Source organism: Streptococcus equinus (assembly GCF_049393805.1).
Taxonomy (GTDB): domain Bacteria; phylum Bacillota; class Bacilli; order Lactobacillales; family Streptococcaceae; genus Streptococcus; species Streptococcus equinus.
The window spans coordinates 645,268-666,602 of the sequence record NZ_CP185763.1 but is presented as its reverse complement, the minus strand read 5'-3'; the positions used below and the strand labels follow the sequence as shown (position 1 = coordinate 666,602).

Below are 21,335 nucleotides of genomic sequence, written 5' to 3'. Positions count from 1 at the left end.
AAAATGTTCTCCTCTCTATATTCAATGAATTTGTATTTGAGTTATTTTTTTGTTGTTATCACGTCCTGTTCTTTTACTGACTGTTGCTTCAAAATCTGCTTGTGTCGGTCTGTCAGTTTCGCATGGTCGAGAATGTCTTTTACAACCTGCGTCTGGTTGATTTCATCAAGTTTAATCGCAACCTTTAAGGTCGGGGCAACTTGATGAGATAGCCAGTTCAGCGTCCTTTGGAAGGAGTAAGGCTCTGGTTTTGTGGTTAGTTTTAATCGTTCACGATTGTTCCCAATAAACCAAGCCCATTCTTCATTCAGTTTCCAATCAGAACGAGGTTTGGAATCGTCTTTATCTACAAAACGGATATACCGATTGATAATTTTAAAGGCGGTATGCTCTGGATTGTCATAGACGAGTAAATCACGGACTGCATAATAGGCACGCTCATTTTTCAATCGAATCTCAAAACGGTTTTTTACTTCTGCGTCTTCAATGGGAATATCATTTTTCTTGTACTGCTCGTAGTCCTTTTCATAGATACAGAAATAAACTTCACTTTGTAATGAACCGATATAGAGGGTGTTTCCCATACATTCCTTTTCCTCTTTGCGTACCAGTTCGCCACTGCGATAGCTTTTAAAACTGCGGAAGACGGAGATACATTCTTCCTGTTGGCACTTTTCAGTGAGTACAGGGATATTTAAAATCCCTGTCTTATCGTTAATGGCAAGGTCAAGGCGTTTCATCACACCGCCAGCCACCAAAACGTCCATAAAGAACTCATACCAGCTTCTTTGTTGTGCCAGAAGATAGCTTTCAAATTGTCTGCACCCACGACCTTTCAATTCCACCAGAACTCCTTTGTCCAGTTCATGGGAGCAAAGGACGAATATGTCGCCTAAAGCATAATGCTCTGAATAAGAATAGAAACCATAGTCCTCATGAAGAAAATAGGACAGTTTCAGTTGTAAGATGTTTTCGACCACCTGCTGTACGTCTGTTGTCGGAAAGCGAATTCTTACATAATCAAACAGCATTTCAAGGGGAGCGTCGGGATTGAAGCGTTCCAGAGCTTCCCAAAGGGACTGCTGTAAATCCTCTGATGGCTTGACTTTTCCTGTTTCAATATCGCTTAGATACTGCCTTGTAATACCAGTCGCAACAGCTAAACGGTTTTGAGATAGTCCATAAGCCAAGCGTTTTTCTTTTAAATGCTGTAACCAAGTTTGTTCATTCAGTAAAAATCCCTCCAATCAAAAAGGCGTATGTCAACTTTTAAAGCCCATTTGACATACGCTGAAATTTTGTAAATCCCTTGTAACCAAAGGATTTTCTAATGTTTTTTTGACTGTTTCCTGTCGATTTGTACCCCCCTGTTAGATACGGGGGGTTAAGTGCTGGCGTGGCTATTGCCACACCAGCCAGCAAGATCAGTCCACACCTGCGACTTCCGCTTCGCACGTCGCCTGCGTGGACTGTCTGCTGTTGGATAACTTTTTAATTTCCTCCAAGAAATCATATCCTTTTGGTACAAGGGGAGTATAAAACTCTGATATGACACTTGTTCCTACATCAACATAGCCACGACCTTTGATTCGCTTTAAGAAGAAATCCTTTTGTACGTCACTGCCAAACATCATGCCATAGCCCATTTCAGACATACGACCTAAAGCCACTCTGAAATTAAACTGATCACGGATTCCGTCGCCTAAATATTTTGCGTCTGGACGTTGACAAGCCAGTATTAGAAAGAAGCCAGCTTGACGACCTAACATGACAATCTGTTTCAGCTTATTCATAACTGCGGTGTTTTCTTTTGTTCCCAGCATTTCCATGAAAGCGACGTATTCATCAAAGATTAAGAAGTGTGCCGGGAGACCTAAGTAAGCATAATTTTTGCCAGTCTTATAGTTCTTCATCTGCTTCATTTCCTCACTACGTTTCATCATTTCTTCATAGAATGTTTCAATGCAAGAAAGCAAGTCTTCTTTTCTATAGTAGACATTTGCCATCACAGAACCTAAGTCCGCAAGATCAGCATTTTTCGGGTCAAGAATATACAGTTTTGAATCTGTATGAAGCAAGGCTTCAATCAGTGTCAGTATAAAGTAAGTTTTACCGCCACCTGTACCACCAGCAATCAACATATGAGGGAGCTTATCATATTCCCACCATACGTTTTTCATTAAGCGAAGTTTACCATCTTTAGCTTCTACTTCATCAATAGAAATACGACTGGCTATGGTGTCATAGAGCAAAGTATATTCCACATAGGAATCCTTTAACTCTTTATCCGTCAGCTCACAGTACAAGCCACTCTCTAATTTCTTTTCCAAGTGTAAGAGTTGGTCTTGATATTTTCCCAGCGTGATTTCCACCCGTATCTGTATCAAGCCATTTTTAAGTCGATAATACATTTTAGGGAAGTAGGTTATCTTTTCCTTTGTACGACCAGCACTATCTTTAAAGAAACCCTCTGTTTTGACCTGTTCAGATTCATACCACTTGTTTTCAAGTATCATCTTTGCCAGTTTTTGACGGTGGTAAAGTTGTTTAACCGTATCATAGCGAACCCGTTTGAATACAAACGCTACCAGCAAGCAGATAAGAATTGCGACACTGAAACTGATAATTAAATAGGGAATGTCAATCTTATCTGCTTGTGATAGGTTAAAATCCTGCCAGTTGATCTGCTGGATTGTCTTCACATGAAACAGTCCGACAACCAGCAGGAAAACAGGCAGGAGTGACGCTATCGTAAAATGAAAGACTAAATCTTTACCAGATGGGCGAATCCTTTTACCACGCTGTTTCATGCGAAAAAGTCTCCTTTCTACCTAGCGACTATTTGTCTTGTGTCGGTTCTTTCTTTGCTTGTGGTTGAGCTTTGAATGAACTAGAATCCTTTGTCAGCACAATATCGTCTGCCTTGATATACCAGTCAACATCTGCTCCTTGATAGGTGGCAGTAGCAACGGTGTCCGCAATGGGATTGATAAGTTCCACCCGTGCGTTATAATCAAACTCTTTCAAAGGCACGCTGGCAGGAATACTTACTTGAATCATGCGTCCTTGTCCTTTGGATTTTAAGTCATAGGTACGTTCCTTGATTTCATCTGAAACCGACCCGTCTTCATTTTGGATTCTCACTTCACGACGTAGAGCAGAGAATTTCAATTCTCCAAAAGTCGTGTCTTTATCTAATACAATGCCATTTGCTAATCTCATCATTTTTCCTCTCTTTCTTTATTCTTTTATCATGTCGTCAGCATGTAAAAGGTAATTTGTAAAACCACGAGTGCCGATTTTGTAGCCCTCTGCGGTAATACGTGGATTGACTAACTTCACACGTTCCTCAAAGCCGAAATGTTTTTCGCCAGCTTCAGCAGGAAGCACCACCACAATATCATCTGCTCTTTGAACATCAGAATAGAGATTATAGCTTCTTGATAAGACAGTTAGCCGTCCGTTGATTCTTCGCTGAACGACTTTATCCTCGCCAGCAAATTCTAAATTGCCGAATGTTTTTTCCATGTTGGGAATCACAAATTTAAGTTCCATATTTTTACCTATCCTTTCTTTTTTATTGGCTGAATGAATGTTTGATGGTCTTAAAGAGTGGGGAACGACCTTTTGATTCTTGATTTTTTGTTTTCATAAGTTCACTTCCTTTCAAAATCGGGTAAAAAAATAGACACCTCATTTTTTGAAGTGTCTACCTATTAAATATTCAAATTTTATTGGAAGTATCTTTATATCTTCACTTTTCAAGGATAAATCGTCGTATCAAAGCTCATTCATAAGTAGTAAATTAGTAGTAAATTGAGTGGTTTTGACCTTGATAAAGTGTGATAAGTCCAGTTTTTATGCGGATAACTAGATTTTTATGCTATTTTTATAATAAAAACACTTTCTTTACCGCATATCTCTTGCACATCGATTTAAGGTATAGTATAATAGTTTATTGTGAGTATACCTCACTTACTCGTGATCAGGTTCGCGAGTCATTAGACCAAAAGGAGGAAAAATATCAATGGCTAAATACGAAATTCTTTACATTATTCGTCCAAACATTGAAGAAGAAGCTAAAAACGCTTTGGTAGCACGCTTTGACTCTATCTTGACTGACAACGGTGCAACTGTTGTTGAATCAAAAGACTGGGAAAAACGTCGTCTTGCATACGAAATCCAAGATTTCCGTGAAGGACTTTACCACGTTGTTAACGTTGAAGCAGAAGATGCTGTAGCTCTTAACGAGTTCGACCGTCTTTCAAAAATCAACGGTGACATTCTTCGTCACATGATCGTTAAAATCGACGCGTAAGAAGGTGTCTTATGATTAATAATGTAGTACTTGTTGGTCGTATGACCCGCGATGCAGAACTCCGTTACACACCATCTAATCAAGCAGTTGCGACATTTACACTTGCTGTAAACCGTAACTTCAAGAACCAAAATGGTGAACGTGAAGCTGATTTTATTAACTGTGTGATTTGGCGTCAGCAAGCTGAAAACTTAGCTAACTGGGCTAAAAAAGGTACATTGATTGGTGTTACTGGTCGTATTCAGACTCGTAACTATGAAAATCAACAAGGTCAGCGCGTTTACGTAACTGAGATTGTTGCAGATAGCTTCCAAATCTTGGAAAGCCGTGCTACACGTGAAGGACAATCTGGTGGTTCTTACAATGGTGGATTCAATAACAATTCATCATTTGGTGGATCTTCAAACGGTGGTTTCTCATCACAACCTTCACAACAAACACCTAATTTCGGTCGTGACGAAAGCCCATTTGGTAATTCAAACCCAATGGACATTTCAGATGACGATCTTCCATTCTAATGGATATGGACAACTCAAGTACAAACTTGAAACAACAATAATATAAAGGAGAATAAAACATGGCTCAACAACGTCGTGGCGGATTCAAACGCCGTAAAAAAGTTGATTACATCGCAGCTAACAAAATTGAATATGTTGATTACAAAGATACTGAGCTTCTTAGCCGTTTCGTTTCAGAACGTGGTAAAATTCTTCCACGTCGCGTAACTGGAACTTCAGCTAAAAACCAACGTAAAGTAACAACAGCTATCAAACGCGCTCGCGTTATGGCTCTTATGCCATTCGTAAACGAAGACTAATTCGTTGCGGTGAACAGAAAAAACGACTTCATTTGAAGTCGTTTTTTTGTTTGTGGAAAACTTCTTATTATGGTTTACAAGATAAAATTATTGTTTTATAATAATTTTTGAAAGGAGATTATTGTAAAACAATAATTTAGGTAACATATGGAGAATATTATTTTAGAAATTGGGAGAAAGGTTCTCAAATTTGTTCGTTATGTATCGATTTTAGGAATTATTTTTATTGTACTAGGAATTTTTGGTGTATTTTTTGCTGGGCAACGTCACGGAATGAACTTTAGTTTGGATTATGGAACATATAGTCTTCAGGTTCCTATCTTTTTTCCGATAATGGTTCTTGTATCAGCGGGAGTTGTTCTGTATTTCGTTTCGAAAATGATGCTTGTTTTGGATATGCTGTTGATAAATTTCCAAAATGACATTTATTTTATTCCTGAAAACATAAAATTTCTTTCCAAAACTTTTCGATATTTACTTTTATCCACAGGTATTGAACTATTTATCAATATTATTTTTAATTTCTTTAGTATTGAAAATACAAGTGGGTTATTTGATTTGTCAGTTAAAGATTATTTGGTAAACTTTGCCTTTATAGTAATTAATGCTGCTGGGCTTCTGGTTTTAAAACGAGGTTACCAAGTACAAAAAGAATACGACGAGATTATTTGATATGGAAGAAATAAAAGTTCATTTAGACAAAATCATCAAGTCTAGAAATATGACATCAAAAGAATTGGCTGAAAAAATAGGTATTACTGAAGCTAATTTATCAATTTTAAAAACTGGTAAGGCTAAAGGTGTCAGGTTTAACACGCTTATGAGTATTTGTAGAGAGTTGAATTGTCAGCCAGGGGATATTTTAGAATATAGGAGAGATTATGATGAAAAAGATTAAGTTTTTGCTTTTTGTTTTATTGATTGGGACATTATCTGGATGTAGTGCTGTTTCAGAAACGTTTTACGATATTAAAACTGAGACAAATAAAACTTATCAAAGCGAAGTAAATAAAATGGACATAGAAGCAACTATGCCAGTTGAGATTGGCGAAGAAATTAATTTACCTGATGAATTTTCAGGAACACTTTATGTCATGTTTTCAAAGAAAAATTTAGCTAAAGCTTTAGAAGCTGACTTTTATTTAAATGATACCAAGATGAAAACTATTGATGAAAATAGTTGTGATGATTTTAATGTTCGCTATCATAAGAAAACTTATTTTTCAGTTCATAAAATGAGTGTGAAAAACATTGATAAATTCAAAATTGAGTCAGCTTGGTCTGATGATGTAGTTGTTGTTTTGCGCTCAAAATAAAAAATACCGCTAAGTTTTTCTTAGCGGTATTTTTATGTTTTATTGTTGTGGTGTCATTGTGTTTAGGATGTTGTATTTTTTCTCTAAGAAGTGACGTCCAACAAGTGATGCGACACCGATGATAAGCATAACGATAGCTGGCAATTGTGGGTTGAGAGCAGCTGGTAAGAATGCTGTAGCTGTGTAAAGGAGAACCCATCCAAGCATTGCTAAACCAAGTACTAAAATAGTTTTGCCCCAACCAGGACGTTCGCTTTTTTGTTTTCCGATGTGACGGTAGATGAAGTAGTAAGTAGCGTACATTGCAGCACCACCACCAAAACCAAGAGCGATAAGTGAAATAAGTCCAGAACTTGTTGTTGTAGAATTAAAGAATCCCATTACAGCGTTAAGGATGGCAACGACTCCGACAAAAAGAAGCGAAGTATCAAGCCACATTAACCAAGGGTTATCATTTTTCTTTTCTTGATCTGATTTTTTGTCAGATGCTTTTTCAGTGAAAGAGGCAGCCCAAACAGTTGGTGCGCCAAGAAGTGTACGAGCTGTTACACCTTTTTTCTGATTTTCAAGGATTGTTGGCATAACTTCATCTAAAATCGCTTGGACTTCTGCATCAGTTTTACCATCTTTAATCAATTGATTAGTAGCGATGTGGATAAATTCTTGGTTCTTTTTAGTAAGATTTGTCAAATCCATAATATATTCTCCTATAAAAGCCAGTTATTAGTTAGAGAAAACAAGCCCACTTGCTTTTTCTAACTAGTAAATGCCTATAAATTTCAATAATATAAAAAGTTTCTAGTTTATGTTGCCTGCGTTGAAGAAACAACCTTAGAAAGTTAATTCGAAAACAATTAACTCTCGAATTAGTAAGTGGTTTAGGTTGTCTCCGCAAAGTTACGACGAGAGAAAAGTGATTCGATATTAATCACTTTTCGAACTAGTAAGAGAGTTAGGGAAGTCATATAAGACTTCCCGTCGTTTTAAGAGTAGCTTTAGCTACCTTAAAACGTACTCTGTTAAAACCATTTCTTCCTGAAGAAGTAAATAACGACTGATAAGCTCATAGCGGCTGCGATAAAGACGATGTACCAAAAGGCATGTGGTAGACCATTTAATGGCAACCAGTTATTTTGGAAGTTCATCCCGTAAGCTGAGAAGACAACGGTTGGAATATCAAGTGCCATGGTCATGAGTGCCAAGGTTTTCATGATTGTATTCTGGTTGTTGTTGATGATTGAAGCAGTTGTTTCGGTCATGGCATTCAAGACATTTTCATAAATGCCAGCCATCTCAATCGCTTGTTGTGTTTCAATCAAAGTATCTTCAAGCAAATCTTCGTCTTCGATATATTTTTTCAAAGAGCTGGTGCTACTCGAAAGTTTTTTAACGATACGTTCGTTGAATTTCAATGAGGCTTTCAAGTAGACGATAGATTTTTCAAGCTCCATCATGTCGATGAGTTGTTCGTTACGAGTTGCATTTTCCAATTCAGCTTCGATTCGGTCGCTTTGACGGTCGATAGAACGAAGGGCTGTTAGGAATAGCTCAGCGTTGCGATAAAGTAATTGGAAGACAAAACGTGTCTTCATAAATGTGTAGAAGTTTTTAACGCGACGGTTGAAAAAGTTATCAAACAATGTCAACTCTTGTAAACACGTTGTGATAACGGCATTTTCCGTAACGATAATACCTAGCGGAATAGTCACATAGTAGCTTTTGTTATTACGTTCTTCGTAAGTTGGCACGTCCACGATAATCAATGTATAATCATCTTCGACAGAGATACGAGATGTTTCTTCAAGGTCGAGTGGTGCACGAAGGTCGGTAATATCAATATCAAATTGCTCAGCTAGCTGGACTGATTCTTCCTGGGAGGGGTTGACCAAATTAATCCAAGCTCCTGGCTCGAATGTATTGATTTCTTTAAACTCTAACGCTGTTGATAGAAACATTTGTTCCATAAAAACAACCCCTCCTTTTTCGATGAGATACAAGAACTATAAAACTATGAATAGTTAGGTTCACCAGCGATAGTGCCGTATCTAGTTCTTGTTCAATTTTTTTAGTAAGTAAAATGAAAGTTCGACAAAATTTTACATACTACTCTATTATACTACAATTAGCAGTTTTTGGGGACAGGGAAAAGTAGAAAAATTTGCTATAATAAAATAAGTAGAACTTTGTACATGTTAAGAAAGGAATAGAACTTAGTTTTTGGCAACTAGCAGCTAAGTTCGTGACATAAAAATGCAAGATAAATTAATTATTCGTGGGGCTCGAGCCCACAATTTGAAAAATGTCAATGTTGAAATTCCTCGGGATAAGTTGGTCGTTGTGACTGGTTTGTCTGGTTCAGGAAAATCAAGTTTGGCATTTGATACGATTTACGCAGAAGGGCAACGTCGCTATGTTGAAAGCTTGTCAGCTTATGCCCGCATGTTTCTTGGAAATATGGAAAAACCTGATGTGGATTCGATTGAGGGGCTTAGCCCAGCGATTTCCATTGACCAAAAAACAACCAGTAAAAACCCGCGCTCTACTGTAGGAACAACGACAGAAATCAATGATTATCTGCGCCTTTTGTATGCTCGTGTGGGGACGCCTTACTGTATTAATGGGCACGGTGCTATTACGGCATCATCTGTTGAACAGATTGTTGACCAAGTTTTGGAATTGCCAGAACGTACCCGTATGCAGATTTTAGCGCCTGTAGTTCGTCGTAAAAAAGGACAACACAAGACGATTTTTGACCGCATTCAAAAAGACGGTTATGTGCGTGTGCGCGTGGATGGTGAGATTTATGATATTTCAGAGGTGCCAGAGCTTTCTAAGAGTAAAATGCACAATATCGAAATCGTTGTTGACCGTTTAATTAATAAAGACGGCATTCGTTCACGTCTCTTTGATTCTGTGGAAGCTGCGCTTCGTTTGGCTGATGGTTATGTCATTATTGACACTATGGACGGCAATGAATTGCTTTTCTCAGAACACTATTCATGCCCAGTCTGTGGCTTTACTGTTCCTGAATTAGAACCGCGTTTGTTTTCATTTAATGCGCCGTTTGGTTCATGTCCAACTTGTGATGGTTTAGGAAATAAACTAGAAGTTGACTTGGATTTGGTGATTCCTGACCGTAGTAAGACTCTTCGTGAAGGGGCGCTAGCACCATGGAATCCAATCTCATCAAACTATTATCCTGCTATGCTTGAGCAAGCTATGGAAGCTTTTGGTGTTGATATGGATACACCTTTTGAAGACTTGAGCGAAGAAGAACAAAATCTTGTGCTTTACGGTTCAGGTGAGCGTGAATTCCACTTCCATTATGTCAATGATTTTGGTGGTGAACGCAACATTGACCTACCATTTGAAGGTGTTGTCAACAATATCAATCGTCGTTACCACGAGACAAACAGCGACTTTACTCGTAACGTCATGCGCGGTTACATGAATGAGTTGCCATGTCCAACATGTCACGGTTATCGTTTGAATAATCAAGCGCTTTGTGTGCGCGTGGGCGGTGAAAATGGCATGAACATTGGACAAGTTTCTGATTTGTCAGTGGCTGACCATTTGGAACTTCTAAATCACCTAGAACTCTCTGAAAATGAAAAAACAATTGCTACACCGATTGTCAAAGAAATCAAAGATCGCTTGACTTTCTTAAATAATGTCGGCTTGAATTATTTGACTTTGTCACGTTCTGCGGGGACTTTGTCAGGTGGTGAAAGTCAGCGTATTCGTTTGGCAACGCAAATTGGTTCAAACTTGTCTGGTGTGCTTTATATTCTTGATGAACCGTCAATCGGACTTCACCAACGTGATAATGACCGTTTGATTGATAGTTTGAAGAAAATGCGTGATCTTGGTAATACCTTGATTGTTGTTGAACACGATGAAGACACCATGCGTCAAGCTGACTGGTTGATTGATGTTGGACCAGGTGCAGGTGAATTTGGTGGGCAAATCGTTGCCTCTGGGACACCAGAAGAAGTGGCTAAAAACAAAAAATCAATCACTGGACAATATTTGTCTGGTGCTAAAGAAATTCCAGTTCCGCTTGAACGTCGTAAAGGTAACGGACGTTTTCTTCGCGTACTAGGAGCTTCAGAAAATAACCTGCAAAATATCGACGTGACTTTCCCACTTGGTAAATTCATTGCAGTCACAGGTGTTTCAGGTTCTGGAAAATCAACCTTGGTCAATAGTATTTTGAAAAAAGCTGTCGCTCAAAAATTAAACCGAAATTCTGCCAAACCTGGTAAACACAAAGCACTTGAAGGTGTGGAAAACATCGAACGCTTGATTGACATTGACCAAAGCCCAATCGGTCGTACACCGCGTTCAAATCCTGCAACTTATACAGGTGTCTTTGATGATATTCGTGATCTTTTTGCTAAGACCAATGAAGCTAAAATTCGTGGTTACAAGAAAGGGCGCTTCTCATTTAACGTCAAAGGTGGACGTTGTGAGGCTTGTTCTGGTGATGGTATTATCAAGATTGAAATGCACTTCTTGCCAGATGTTTACGTACCATGTGAAGTTTGCCACGGTACACGTTATAACAGTGAAACGCTTGAAGTTCATTACAAAGACAAAAATATCGCTGAAATCCTTGATATGACAGTCAACGATGCCGTTGAATTCTTTGCGCCAATTCCTAAAATCGCACGCAAATTGCAAACTATCAAAGACGTTGGACTTGGTTATGTCACACTTGGACAACCTGCAACAACCCTTTCTGGTGGTGAAGCACAACGTATGAAATTGGCGAGTGAACTTCACAAACGTTCAACTGGTAAGAGCCTTTATATCCTTGATGAACCAACGACAGGTCTTCACACAGATGACATTGCTCGTCTACTTAAAGTCCTTCAACGTTTTGTGGATGACGGTAATACCGTGCTTGTTATTGAACACAACCTTGATGTGATTAAGACGGCTGACTATATTATCGACCTTGGACCAGAAGGCGGTGTCGGTGGCGGACAAATCGTTGCCACAGGCACACCAGAAGAAGTCGCCAAAGTCAAAGAATCCTTCACAGGACAATATTTGAAAGATAAATTGAAGTAAAAAAAGCCCAGGTAAGTTATCTTGCCTGGCTTTTGTGTTATAATGGAGCCAATTTATGGGGAGCGGCGCTGTTTTGCTGCTATCGAGATTTATTGGAGGATTTATGTCTTATTCAAAAGAAGTTAATCGGTATGTTTTTCCATTGATTGCAACCAATATTGCACAGCTTTTGATTAATCAATTGTCACTGCATTTTGCGGTTAATGATTCAAGTGTGGCACTTTCTGGAATATCTGTGATTCAAAATTTCTTATTTGCCTTTGGTGGGATTTTAGGCGCTTTTAGCTTATCCTTTAATATCAAAGGGGCGCAAGCTTTTGCGGAAAATGACAAAAAGCGTTTTAAAGATTTGTTTAAGTCCTCTTTCTTACTTGATGTGGTGATAGGTGCTGGTTTTTTAGTCCTCTGTGTAGTTTTTGGAAAATCTTTTTTACGTTTATTTTATGGATTTTCAGGAGAATTGCTTGACTTATCAACACTTTATCTCGTTATTATGTCACCGTATATTCTTCTGACCTTGTTAACATTTTTGTTGACAAATGTTTTAAAAGTTGAAAAGAAAACCAAGCCGATTTTTTGGATTGGGCTTGTTAGCTCGCTTCTTGATGTGGTAATGAATTATTATCTAGTTCCGATTTTAGGGGTGAAGGGCGCAGCGATTTCTGCTATAACTTCTTTGTTTTTAGTGGTTTTGGCTTATTTTTATTTAGTTCATGATGTGATTTTTGAGGCTTTGAAATCTCAGTCAACTTGTAAAAAAGAGTTAATTCTTTTTGGGATTCCTTTAACCATTCAGGAAATTTTTGAGAGTGTTCTTTTTATCATGGCATTTGATGCTTTGATGGGAAGACAGGGGTTAGAAATTCTCTCTATCTATGCAGTGATTAGTCAGCTATTTTCAATAGTTCGCTTGCCTGCTTATATGTATGCTGGTGCGGTTTCTGTCTTTTTGCCGCAGGCTAGTCAAAAGCATGAAGATAAGTCATTTATGCGCGCCATTTATCGAAATAGTTATCTAATGAGTTTCGGATTTGCTGTGATAGTGACGCTTTGTGCTAATATCTTTGCTGAATTCTTATCAAGTCAAATCAATACAAATATCCTTGCACTTACAGCATTTACTATGCTAGTCATGGCAGCCACACCACTTTACGAAAGTTCAAAAATGCTTTTACAAAGCAGCCATGCTGAAAAATGGGTGGTCAGTTTAACAGCTCTAGTTAATATCATGAGCATTGCTATTTTATTGGTGATTCAAGGTTTAGGTTTTCAAACTTACCAAAGCCTTTACTTTGTTTACGGCTTAAGTCTTGTCATTTTGAGTATTTTATTTATCAAAAAAGCAAATTCAATAACTTAAAAGAACCTGATGGTTCTTTTTTTGCGATAAAATTGGTTTACCAGTTAAATATTTTATGAAAATACGTGAAAAAAGCGATTATATCAAGGATTTTCTGGTATAATTATCTTAAAAATGTGAGAGGGAGAGGGACATGCTTGCAAGACTTAAAAGATTTGATGCAAAGTTAGATGAAAAAGGATTAGATGCGTTTTTGGTGACTGGTCAAAATAATGTTTATTATTTGACAGGATTTTGGGGAACATCAGCGACTGTTTTTATTTCGAAAACACGCCGTTTGTTTGTGACAGATGCTCGTTATACCTTGATTGCTAAGCAAACGGTTCAAGGATTTGATATCATCGAAAGTAGAGATGCTCTTTCTGAGATTGCTAAGGTGATTGCATCTGATAATTTGGATAAAATCGGTTTTGACAGCCAAGTATCTTTTGCTTATTATCAAATGCTGCAAGGTGTATTTGCAGGGTATGACTTGGCACCTATGACGAACTTCATGGAAGAATTGCGCATGATTAAGGATGCTTCTGAGATTGCAACGATTCGTAAGGCTTGCTCGATTTCCGACCGCGCTTTTACTGACATGCTTGATTTCATCAAACCGGGTCAAACAACAGAATTGCAAGTGGCAAATTTTCTTGATTTTCGTATGCGTGAATACGGTGCATCTGGGGTATCTTTTGAGACTATTGCAGCATCAGGTTACCGCTCTGCCATGCCTCACGGCGTAGCCAGTGAGAAAGTCATCCAATCTGGTGAAACCTTGACGCTTGATTTTGGATGTTATTACAATCACTACGTCAGCGATATGACGCGTACGATTCACATTGGTGATACGACTGATGAGGAGCGTGAGATTTATGATGTGGTCTTGCGTGCTAATCAAGCGGTTATTGATTCGGTTAAGGCTGGAATGACTCGCCGTGATTACGATAAGTTGGCGCGTGATGTCATTGAAAAAGCTGGTTATGGTGAGCACTTCACACACGGAATTGGTCATGGCATTGGGCTTGATATTCATGAAATTCCATTCTTTGGTAATTCAGATGAGTTGGTTGAAGTTGGCATGACTATTACGGATGAACCAGGAATTTACCTTGATAACAAATACGGTGTTCGTATTGAAGACGACCTTGTCGTCACTGAAAATGGTTGTGAAGTCTTAACCTTAGCACCCAAAGAATTGATTGTTTTGTAATAGTTTAGCATTTAAAAAAGGAGGACAACAATGACTGATAGACTTTCTTGGGAAGATTATTTTATGGCAAATGCGGAGTTGATTTCAAAACGTTCAACTTGTGATCGTGCCTTTGTTGGCGCCGTTTTGGTCAAAGATAATCGTATCATTGCGACTGGTTACAATGGTGGTGTTTCTGAAACTGATAACTGTAGCGAAGCAGGACATAAAATGGAAGACGGGCATTGTATCCGCACTGTTCATGCTGAGATGAATGCACTCATCCAGTGTGCTAAAGAAGGCATTTCAACCAAAGGAACAGAGATTTATGTGACACATTTTCCATGTATCAACTGTACCAAAGCGCTTCTTCAGGCAGGGATTAAGAAGATTACTTACAAAACAGCTTACCGCATGCATCCATTTGCTATCGAATTGATGAAACAAAAAGGTGTCGAATGCGTTCAACACGATGTCCCAGAAGTGAGACTTGGCATGGATGATTTTGATGACTAATAAAAAGAGCACTCAAAAGAAGTGCTCTTTTAGTCTTTTTAGTTCAATTTATCTTTTAGAATTTTTTCGTCAATTTCGGAAGCTGGCGTCCAACCTTTTTTTAACAAATCATTGATGTAAAAGTTGTTGTATAAAATAGCAAAAGCAATGTTTAAGCCAAGGCCGATGCCAGTATCAACATTAAGACTTAGTGAAAGCATTCCCCCTAAAATCATTGCTCCAAGCATAATGCCAAGCTATTTCCAATCTTTACGAAAAAGTGGCACAAAGCAATAAAAGAATAACGTTGTCCAGCTGAAACCAACTTTAACTTCTTTAATCTCTCCCTCTGGACTCTCAAGTTTCACTTTCATATTCAGTAAATCTCCCTTTTTAATAAATTTCTAGAGTTTTATTGTATCAAAATTGGATTTTTTTAACAATGAAGTCTAAAATAGTAGGAGGGGGTTATTCTTTTGAAACCCAAAAAGATTTGAGCCATAGCGTATTTTATGGTAAAATGAAGTGATAAATAATTTATAAGAGGTAATGAATAAATGATTGAAGCAAGTAAGCTTAGAGCAGGTATGACTTTCGTAACAGCTGATGGAAAACTCATCAAAGTTCTCGAAGCAAGCCACCACAAACCAGGTAAAGGTAACACAGTTATGCGTATGAAACTCCGTGACGTACGTTCTGGTTCAACTTTTGATACAACTTACCGTCCAGAAGAAAAATTCGAACAAGCTATCATCGAAACACGTGCTGCACAATACCTTTACAAAATGGATGACACAGCATACTTCATGGATACTGAAAGCTACGAACAATACGAAATCCCAGTTGCTAACGTAGAACAAGAATTGCTTTACATCCTTGAAAACTCAGAAGTTAAAATCCAATTCTACGGAACTGAAGTTATCGGTGTTACTGTTCCAACAACAGTTGAATTGACAGTTACTGACACTCAACCATCAATCAAAGGTGCTACAGTTACTGGTTCTGGTAAACCTGCAACTCTTGAAACAGGTCTTGTTGTTAACGTACCAGACTTCATCGAAATCGGTCAAAAATTGGTAATCAATACGCAAGAAGGTACTTACGTATCACGTGCCTAAGCTTGCCAGTAGAGCGGGTAGAGAGGGCACCGCTCTCTTTACTTTTAATCCTTAAAATTAATTAGAAAGGAAATGCTTATGACAACTGAAAATATCGGTGATATTGTTATTTCACCACGAGTACTAGAAGTTATCACAGGTATCGCTGCAGCGAAAGTCGATGGCGTTCATTCACTTCGTAACAAAGCCATGGCAGACAGCTTCAGCAAAACAGTTTTAGGTAAAGGTGTATATCTTCACACTGAAGAAGACGGAACAGTTAACGCTGATATCTATGTTTATCTTCAATACGGTGTCAACGTTCCTGCTGTTTCAATCGCAATTCAACAAGCTGTTAAAACTGCGGTTTACGATATGGCAGAAGTGACTATTTCATCTGTAAATATCCACGTTGAAGGAATCGTTCCTGAGAAAACACCAAAACCTGATTTGAAAGCATTGTTTGACGAGGATTTCTTGGATGACTAATAATTTTACAAATTCAAGACGTGACCTCCGTGAGCGTGCATTCCAAGCGCTCTTTAGCCTAGAATTTGGTGGAGAATATTTAGCGGCTGCTGAATTTGCATATACTTACGATAAGACAATCGAAGAAGATGAAGATGTTCAAGTTCCAGTCTTTCTTCTTAATCTTGTTAAGGGTGTTTGCGACATGCAAGCAGAGCTTGACCAACAAATTGAAGCTCACTTAAAAGCAGGCTGGTCACTAGAACGTTTAACGTTGACTGATAAAGCTTTACTTCGTTTAGGTCTTTACGAAGTAAAATATTTCGAAGAAACACCAGGTCGTGTTGCGGTCAATGAAATCATTGAAATCGCTAAGAAATATTCAGACGAAACATCAGCAAAATTCGTCAATGGTTTATTGAGTCAGTTTGTTACTGAATAATAAAAAGAGATGTTATACACATCTCTTTTTTGTTGTGTGGATAAGTAAAAAGTGTAATATAAAAGAACAGGCTTAGCCTGTTCTTTTTAAATGCTTCCCCCAGGAATCAATGAGATAGGTAAAATGTAGTCTTTGTTTGTCTTTTCACCTTTGATGCGTTTTAGGAGAATATCGACAAGTAGACTTGCGATTTCATCGATTGGTTGACGGATAGTAGTCAACTGTGGGAAGTAACTTTCAATGAATGATGTGCCATCATAACCAATGATTTTTAAATCATCAGGGATGTTCATATCTAGCTGTTTAGCGATTTTCATTGTCAAAATGGCTGTCAAATCATCTGAAACAAATATCCCGTCTGGACGATTGCTTGCGATGATTGATTTAATTTCCATTTCACGTCGAATTGTGGATAAGTTGTTAGGAACTTTAAAGACTTCTCCGTGAGGAATTTGGAATGAAAATCCAAGTGCACGTAATTCGGTTGGTGAGTCAGTATTATCGTGCCCTGTAATCATGATGATGTTTTCGCAACCATTTTTTTGAAGCGTGCGAGCAGCCAGTTTTCCACCTTCAAAGTTGTCTGAAGCAACGATAGGGACGTTTGGAGCTAGGTTCCTATCGAAAGCAATAATTGGTGCACTGACGCGCTCGTAATCATCGATGCCAAGGTTGTGACTAGATGAAATGATGCCGTCAACTTGGTTAGCTTCAAGCATTTCAATGTATTCACGTTCTTTGGCTGGGTCATTTTCGCTGTTGCAGATAATCGTTTTATAACCATGTTTGAATAACTCGATTTCAAGATATTCAATTAACTCAGAATAAAAGATATTGCTAATATTAGGGAAGATTAAGCCGATAAGTTGGGCTGATTTTCCTTGGAGTCCACGGGCGAGGTTGTTTGGTTTATATCCCAAAGTTCTCATGGCCTCTTGGACTTTTTGTTTTGTCTTCTCTGACAAATAACCTTTGTTGTTGATAACGCGTGAAACGGTTGTTGGGCTTACCCCAGCAAGTTCAGCAACGTCAGTTAATTTTGCTACCATATTAGTATTTCAAATCAAAGTATGTACCAGTGACGTCTCCAGATTTAAGTGTAATTCCATTTTGACCAGCTTCTGGGAAGATACGGCTAGTAAATACTTTTTCTCCTTTATTGATAAAGATTTCAATGATCGAATTATCTACAAAAATATTGGCTGTTGTTTCTTTCGTATCGATTGTACATTCTCGAGTAGTACCAAATTTTGTAGCGTATTGAACACCGGCTTTACTGCGGTCAAGGATAATTTTACCGTCTTTAGTATCTACAGTCAAGCTGAGTCCATTTCCTTTGTCATCAGCAAAAAGCAGAAGTTCTGATTTTTGATTTGCAGGGAATGTTAACTCTAACTCATAAGTATTGTTTGTTTGTGCTTTGTCAGCGAAAGTTTCAGAAGAATCACGAAGAGAAGTGATTGCTTCTACTGGGTATTGATAAAGTTTACCATCTTTAATAGAAAGTTCTTTAACAAGACTAAGAGCACCTTGGTAATCGTATTGGTCAGTTGGATAGTCGATGTCAGGAAGTCCAATCCAGCTAACAGCAAGCGCACGACCGTCCGGAGCGTTGAATGCTTGAGTCGCATAGGCTTCAAAACCGTAATCAAGATTTTGAATGTTAGAAGCTCCGACTAGTTTTGCATTTTCTGTGTCAAACGATTGACATACTTTGTAGGTATTTGGGTAAATGTTGCGATAATCAAGTTCAGCTTTATCAAGTCCTTGTGGGCAGTAGATAAGAACTGGTTTATCATCAACAAAAACAAGGTTTGGACACTCAATCATGTACTCTGAACCACTGTTATCAAAGTCAAGATTTCCAACTTCTTCCCAATTTTCGACGTTGTTGTCAACAGCTTTGTAAAGTTTCACGAAGCCTGATTCGTTAAGGTTTTGAGCGCCTACGATTGCGTAGAATTGACCTTTATAGTTGAAGATTTGTGGGTCACGGAAGTGTTCTGTAACGTCTTTGGGTTGGTGGATGAGAACGTTCTCAATCTTAGTGATGTTGCGGTCTTTGTCCATCCATGCGCCAATTTGAAGCGGGTCACGTACCCAATTTTCATCGCGGACATTTCCTGTATAGAATAGGAAGAGTTTGCCGTCGATTTCGTAGGCTGAACCAGAGTAAGCACCATGGCTATCGTTTTTAGTATCTGGACGAAGTTCTACGTTTGTTTCATGGAAGTGAACTAAGTCTTCAGATTCAGTGTGAACCCATTGTTTAAGCCCATGAGCAGCAGCAAATGGCCAATTTTGGTAGAACAATGTGTATTTTCCATTAAAGAATGAAAAACCGTTAGGGTCATTTAAAAGCCCTGATTTTGGTTCGATGTGGTAACTAACATGCCAAGGAGATTTTTTGACATTGTTGTTAATTTTTGCCAATTCTTCGGTGCTCCAATCCTCATAAGGACGGTAACGCACTTCTTTTGGTAAATCCATATTTTTTCTCCTTTGTAAATACTATCTATAGTAATATAGTAAACGTTTTCGCCCTAAAAATCAATTATTTTCGTCCAAAAATAAAAAAATATGATAAACGCTTGACATAAAACGTTTTTATGATAAAATGTAAATGTAGTTAAGTGAAACGCTTACAAAAATAGTTCACAAATTTTTTATATAAAGGAGTTACTGTAATGGATTATGGTAAGGTAGCATCTGACGTCGTTAAGGCAGTCGGAAAAGACAATCTTGTTGCAGCTGCACACTGTGCGACACGTCTTCGTCTCGTACTTAAGGATGATACAAAAGTTGACCAAGCAGCTTTGGATAACAATCCAGATGTAAAAGGTACTTTTAAAATTGATGGTCAATATCAAGTAATCATCGGTGCAGGTGATGTTAACTTTGTTTATGATGAATTAATCAAAGAAACTGGGCTTTCAGAAGTTTCCACTGATGACTTGAAACAAATTGCAAGTAGTGGTAAAAAATTCAACCCAATCATGGCGTTGATTAAATTGCTATCAGATATCTTTGTACCAATTATTCCTGCGCTTGTTGCAGGTGGTCTTTTGATGGCATTACGTAACTTCTTGACAGCTGAAGGATTATTCGGTCCTAAATCAATTGAAGAAATGTACCCAGCTATTGATGGTATTTCTGCAATGATTCAATTGATGTCAGCTGCGCCATTCATGTTCTTGCCAATTTTAGTAGGTATCTCAGCTGCTAAACGTTTCGGCGCTAACCAATTCTTGGGTGCTGCTATTGGTATGATCATGACAACACCAGATCTTGGTGGTGCTTCTGAATTCTGGAATATCTTTGGTTACCATGTTGCACAAACAAACTACGCTTACCAAGTTATCCCAGTATTGGCTGCTGTTTGGTTGCTATCTGTATTGGAAAAATTCTTCCACAAAAAACTTCCATCATCAGTTGACTTTACATTCACACCATTGTTGTCAGTAATGATTACAGGATTCTTGACATTTACAGTCATTGGTCCAGTAATGATGGTCGTTTCTAACGCTATTACTGATATTATTGTTTGGTTGTATAACACAACAGGCTTTATCGGAATGGGTATCTTTGGTGGTACTTATTCACTAATCGTTATGACTGGTCTTCACCAATCATTCCCAGCTATTGAAACACAATTGTTGTCAGCATGGACAAAAGGTGTTGGTTATGGTGACTTCATCTTCGTAGTTGCTTCAATGGCTAACGTTGCACAAGGTGCAGCAACATTTGCAATTTGGTTCTTGACTAAAAGCTCTAAAACTAAGAGTCTTACATCTTCAGCAGGTGTATCAGCACTTCTTGGTATTACAGAACCAGCTTTGTTCGGTGTTAACTTGAAATATCGTTTCCCATTCTTCTGTGCTTTGATTGGTTCAGGAGTTGCAGCAGCAGTTGCAGGTTTGGTTAAAGTAGTTGCTGTTTCACTTGGTTCAGCAGGTTTCCTTGGATTCCTTTCAATCAACGCTTCTTCAATCCCATTCTACGTTGTATGTGAATTAATCAGCTTCGCTGTTGCATTTGCACTTACATACTTCTACGGAAAAACAAAAGCAGCAGGTGTCTTTGCGGCTGAAGCAGCAGACGCTGCTAAAGCTCAAGTCGAATCAGACGAACACGCTGTTAAAGATGGCAAAGAAGTTGCTAAAGAAGTATCAGCTCTTTCACAAGCAGGTGTTTCTGAAGAAACAGTTGTAAGCCCACTTGCTGGTCAAGTTGTAGAACTTTCATCAGTAAATGACCCAGTTTTCTCATCAGGAGCTATGGGTAAAGGTATCGCTGTAAAGCCTGAAGGTAACACAGTTTACTCACCAGTTGATGGTACTGTTCAACTTGCATTTGAAACTGGTCATGCTTATGGTTTGAAATCTGACAACGGTGCAGAAATCCTTATCCACATCGGTATTGATACTGTATCAATGGCAGGTAAAGGTTTCGAACAAAAAGTTGTTGCTAATCAAAAAGTTAAAAAAGGTGATGTTCTTGGAACATTTGATAGCTCAGCTATCGCACAAGCAGGTCTTGATGATACCACAATGATTATTGTTACAAATACTGCAGATTACTCTGAAGTAACTCCAGTTGCTCAAGGAAAAGTTTCTGAAGGTGCTGCGTTACTTGAACTTAAATAAGTATATATGTATATTTTAAGAGGTGCTTTGGCACCTCTTTTTAAATGGAGTCAAAACCTTGGAAATAAAGCAATCTAAGCGTTTTTATGCTTGATATATCTTTTGAAATTTTGTATAATATTGTGT

At 38.2% G+C, this 21,335-nt stretch carries 24 protein-coding genes; 14 read left to right on the top strand and 10 right to left on the bottom strand.

What is annotated here, in order from left to right; genetic code table 11:
* Nucleotides 1-41: 41 nt before the first annotated feature.
* Genes mobT through ACN0NP_RS03240 form a run of 5 tightly spaced genes read right to left on the bottom strand, consistent with a single transcriptional unit; the run spans nt 42 to nt 3,555 of the window.
* A complete protein-coding gene (gene mobT / locus ACN0NP_RS03260) occupies nt 42-1,247 on the bottom strand; it encodes a MobT family relaxase (RefSeq protein WP_000398284.1) in 1,206 nt (401 codons plus the stop codon).
* A gap of 22 nt (nt 1,248-1,269) precedes the next feature.
* Nucleotides 1,270-1,422, bottom strand: coding sequence for a hypothetical protein (locus ACN0NP_RS03255; protein ID WP_000879507.1), 153 nt, complete (start codon nt 1,420-1,422; stop codon nt 1,270-1,272).
* Nucleotides 1,423-1,424: 2 nt separating this feature from the next.
* Complete coding sequence (locus ACN0NP_RS03250) at nt 1,425-2,810, bottom strand: FtsK/SpoIIIE domain-containing protein (RefSeq protein ID WP_000813488.1); 1,386 nt, start codon at nt 2,808-2,810, stop codon at nt 1,425-1,427.
* 28 nt (nt 2,811-2,838) lie between these two features.
* Nucleotides 2,839-3,225 carry a YdcP family protein gene (locus ACN0NP_RS03245; RefSeq protein WP_000985015.1) on the bottom strand — a complete coding sequence of 129 codons (387 nt, stop codon included), beginning with the start codon at nt 3,223-3,225 and terminating at the stop codon, nt 2,839-2,841.
* Between the two features lie 15 nt (nt 3,226-3,240).
* Nucleotides 3,241-3,555, bottom strand: a complete 315-nt coding sequence (locus ACN0NP_RS03240; RefSeq protein WP_000420682.1) for a YdcP family protein — start codon at nt 3,553-3,555, stop codon at nt 3,241-3,243.
* 472 nt (nt 3,556-4,027) lie between these two features.
* On the opposite strand from ACN0NP_RS03240, the gene rpsF reads away from it, so the two are divergent.
* From rpsF to ACN0NP_RS03210, 6 genes are all read left to right on the top strand, one after another.
* Entirely contained in the window at nt 4,028-4,318 is a 291-nt protein-coding gene (gene rpsF / locus ACN0NP_RS03235) for a 30S ribosomal protein S6 (RefSeq protein WP_004233201.1), read from the top strand.
* 11 nt (nt 4,319-4,329) lie between these two features.
* Nucleotides 4,330-4,836, top strand: coding sequence for a single-stranded DNA-binding protein (locus tag ACN0NP_RS03230; RefSeq protein WP_024343575.1), 507 nt, complete (start codon nt 4,330-4,332; stop codon nt 4,834-4,836).
* 59 nt (nt 4,837-4,895) lie between these two features.
* Nucleotides 4,896-5,135 carry a 30S ribosomal protein S18 gene (gene rpsR / locus ACN0NP_RS03225; protein WP_000068664.1) on the top strand — a complete coding sequence of 80 codons (240 nt, stop codon included), beginning with the start codon at nt 4,896-4,898 and terminating at the stop codon, nt 5,133-5,135.
* Between the two features lie 147 nt (nt 5,136-5,282).
* Complete coding sequence (locus ACN0NP_RS03220) at nt 5,283-5,807, top strand: DUF2975 domain-containing protein (protein ID WP_423217546.1); 525 nt, start codon at nt 5,283-5,285, stop codon at nt 5,805-5,807.
* 1 nt (nt 5,808) lies between these two features.
* Nucleotides 5,809-6,033, top strand: a complete 225-nt coding sequence (locus ACN0NP_RS03215) for a helix-turn-helix domain-containing protein (protein WP_027968381.1) — start codon at nt 5,809-5,811, stop codon at nt 6,031-6,033.
* Nucleotides 6,017-6,451 (top strand): hypothetical protein, encoded by a 435-nt coding sequence (locus ACN0NP_RS03210; RefSeq protein ID WP_423217545.1) that lies wholly within the window; start codon nt 6,017-6,019, stop codon nt 6,449-6,451. The genes ACN0NP_RS03215 and ACN0NP_RS03210 overlap by 17 nt, the downstream gene beginning before the upstream one ends.
* Nucleotides 6,452-6,490: 39 nt before the next feature.
* On the opposite strand, the gene ACN0NP_RS03205 is transcribed toward ACN0NP_RS03210, so the two are convergent.
* Nucleotides 6,491-7,147 (bottom strand): DUF1129 domain-containing protein, encoded by a 657-nt coding sequence (locus ACN0NP_RS03205; protein WP_039697890.1) that lies wholly within the window; start codon nt 7,145-7,147, stop codon nt 6,491-6,493.
* A gap of 323 nt (nt 7,148-7,470) precedes the next feature.
* A complete protein-coding gene (locus ACN0NP_RS03200; protein WP_423217544.1) occupies nt 7,471-8,415 on the bottom strand; it encodes a magnesium transporter CorA family protein in 945 nt (314 codons plus the stop codon).
* A 286-nt stretch (nt 8,416-8,701) separates the two neighbouring features.
* Here ACN0NP_RS03200 and uvrA point away from each other — a divergent pair, with 286 nt between their 5' ends.
* From uvrA to ACN0NP_RS03180, 4 genes are all read left to right on the top strand, one after another.
* Nucleotides 8,702-11,527, top strand: coding sequence for an excinuclease ABC subunit UvrA (uvrA, locus tag ACN0NP_RS03195; RefSeq protein WP_243602798.1), 2,826 nt, complete (start codon nt 8,702-8,704; stop codon nt 11,525-11,527).
* Nucleotides 11,528-11,630: 103 nt separating this feature from the next.
* Nucleotides 11,631-12,887 (top strand): MATE family efflux transporter, encoded by a 1,257-nt coding sequence (locus tag ACN0NP_RS03190; RefSeq protein WP_423217543.1) that lies wholly within the window; start codon nt 11,631-11,633, stop codon nt 12,885-12,887.
* A 133-nt stretch (nt 12,888-13,020) separates the two neighbouring features.
* Nucleotides 13,021-14,082 carry a M24 family metallopeptidase gene (locus ACN0NP_RS03185; protein ID WP_423217542.1) on the top strand — a complete coding sequence of 354 codons (1,062 nt, stop codon included), beginning with the start codon at nt 13,021-13,023 and terminating at the stop codon, nt 14,080-14,082.
* A gap of 30 nt (nt 14,083-14,112) precedes the next feature.
* Nucleotides 14,113-14,577, top strand: coding sequence for a deoxycytidylate deaminase (locus ACN0NP_RS03180; protein WP_021143082.1), 465 nt, complete (start codon nt 14,113-14,115; stop codon nt 14,575-14,577).
* Between the two features lie 38 nt (nt 14,578-14,615).
* Here ACN0NP_RS03180 and ACN0NP_RS03175 read toward each other — a convergent pair whose 3' ends face one another.
* Nucleotides 14,616-14,792: a hypothetical protein gene (locus tag ACN0NP_RS03175; RefSeq protein WP_423217541.1), complete on the bottom strand. Its 177-nt coding sequence runs from the start codon at nt 14,790-14,792 to the stop codon at nt 14,616-14,618.
* A gap of 321 nt (nt 14,793-15,113) precedes the next feature.
* Here ACN0NP_RS03175 and efp point away from each other — a divergent pair, with 321 nt between their 5' ends.
* From efp to nusB, 3 genes are all read left to right on the top strand, one after another.
* Nucleotides 15,114-15,674 carry an elongation factor P gene (gene efp / locus ACN0NP_RS03170; RefSeq protein WP_021143080.1) on the top strand — a complete coding sequence of 187 codons (561 nt, stop codon included), beginning with the start codon at nt 15,114-15,116 and terminating at the stop codon, nt 15,672-15,674.
* 78 nt (nt 15,675-15,752) lie between these two features.
* Complete coding sequence (locus ACN0NP_RS03165) at nt 15,753-16,142, top strand: Asp23/Gls24 family envelope stress response protein (protein ID WP_021143079.1); 390 nt, start codon at nt 15,753-15,755, stop codon at nt 16,140-16,142.
* Complete coding sequence (gene nusB / locus ACN0NP_RS03160; protein ID WP_021143078.1) at nt 16,135-16,563, top strand: transcription antitermination factor NusB; 429 nt, start codon at nt 16,135-16,137, stop codon at nt 16,561-16,563. The genes ACN0NP_RS03165 and nusB overlap by 8 nt, the downstream gene beginning before the upstream one ends.
* 86 nt (nt 16,564-16,649) lie before the next feature.
* Here nusB and ACN0NP_RS03155 read toward each other — a convergent pair whose 3' ends face one another.
* Both ACN0NP_RS03155 and ACN0NP_RS03150 read right to left on the bottom strand, forming a co-directional pair.
* The gene (locus ACN0NP_RS03155) at nt 16,650-17,612 is read right to left on the bottom strand and encodes a LacI family DNA-binding transcriptional regulator (RefSeq protein ID WP_021143077.1); all 963 of its coding nucleotides are present in this window, start codon (nt 17,610-17,612) and stop codon (nt 16,650-16,652) included.
* A 1-nt stretch (nt 17,613) separates the two neighbouring features.
* A complete protein-coding gene (locus ACN0NP_RS03150; RefSeq protein ID WP_423217540.1) occupies nt 17,614-19,053 on the bottom strand; it encodes a sucrose-6-phosphate hydrolase in 1,440 nt (479 codons plus the stop codon).
* A 197-nt stretch (nt 19,054-19,250) separates the two neighbouring features.
* Between ACN0NP_RS03150 and ACN0NP_RS03145 the strand changes: the two genes are divergently transcribed.
* The gene (locus tag ACN0NP_RS03145; RefSeq protein ID WP_134775608.1) at nt 19,251-21,209 is read left to right on the top strand and encodes a sucrose-specific PTS transporter subunit IIBC; all 1,959 of its coding nucleotides are present in this window, start codon (nt 19,251-19,253) and stop codon (nt 21,207-21,209) included.
* Nucleotides 21,210-21,335 lie beyond the last annotated feature (126 nt).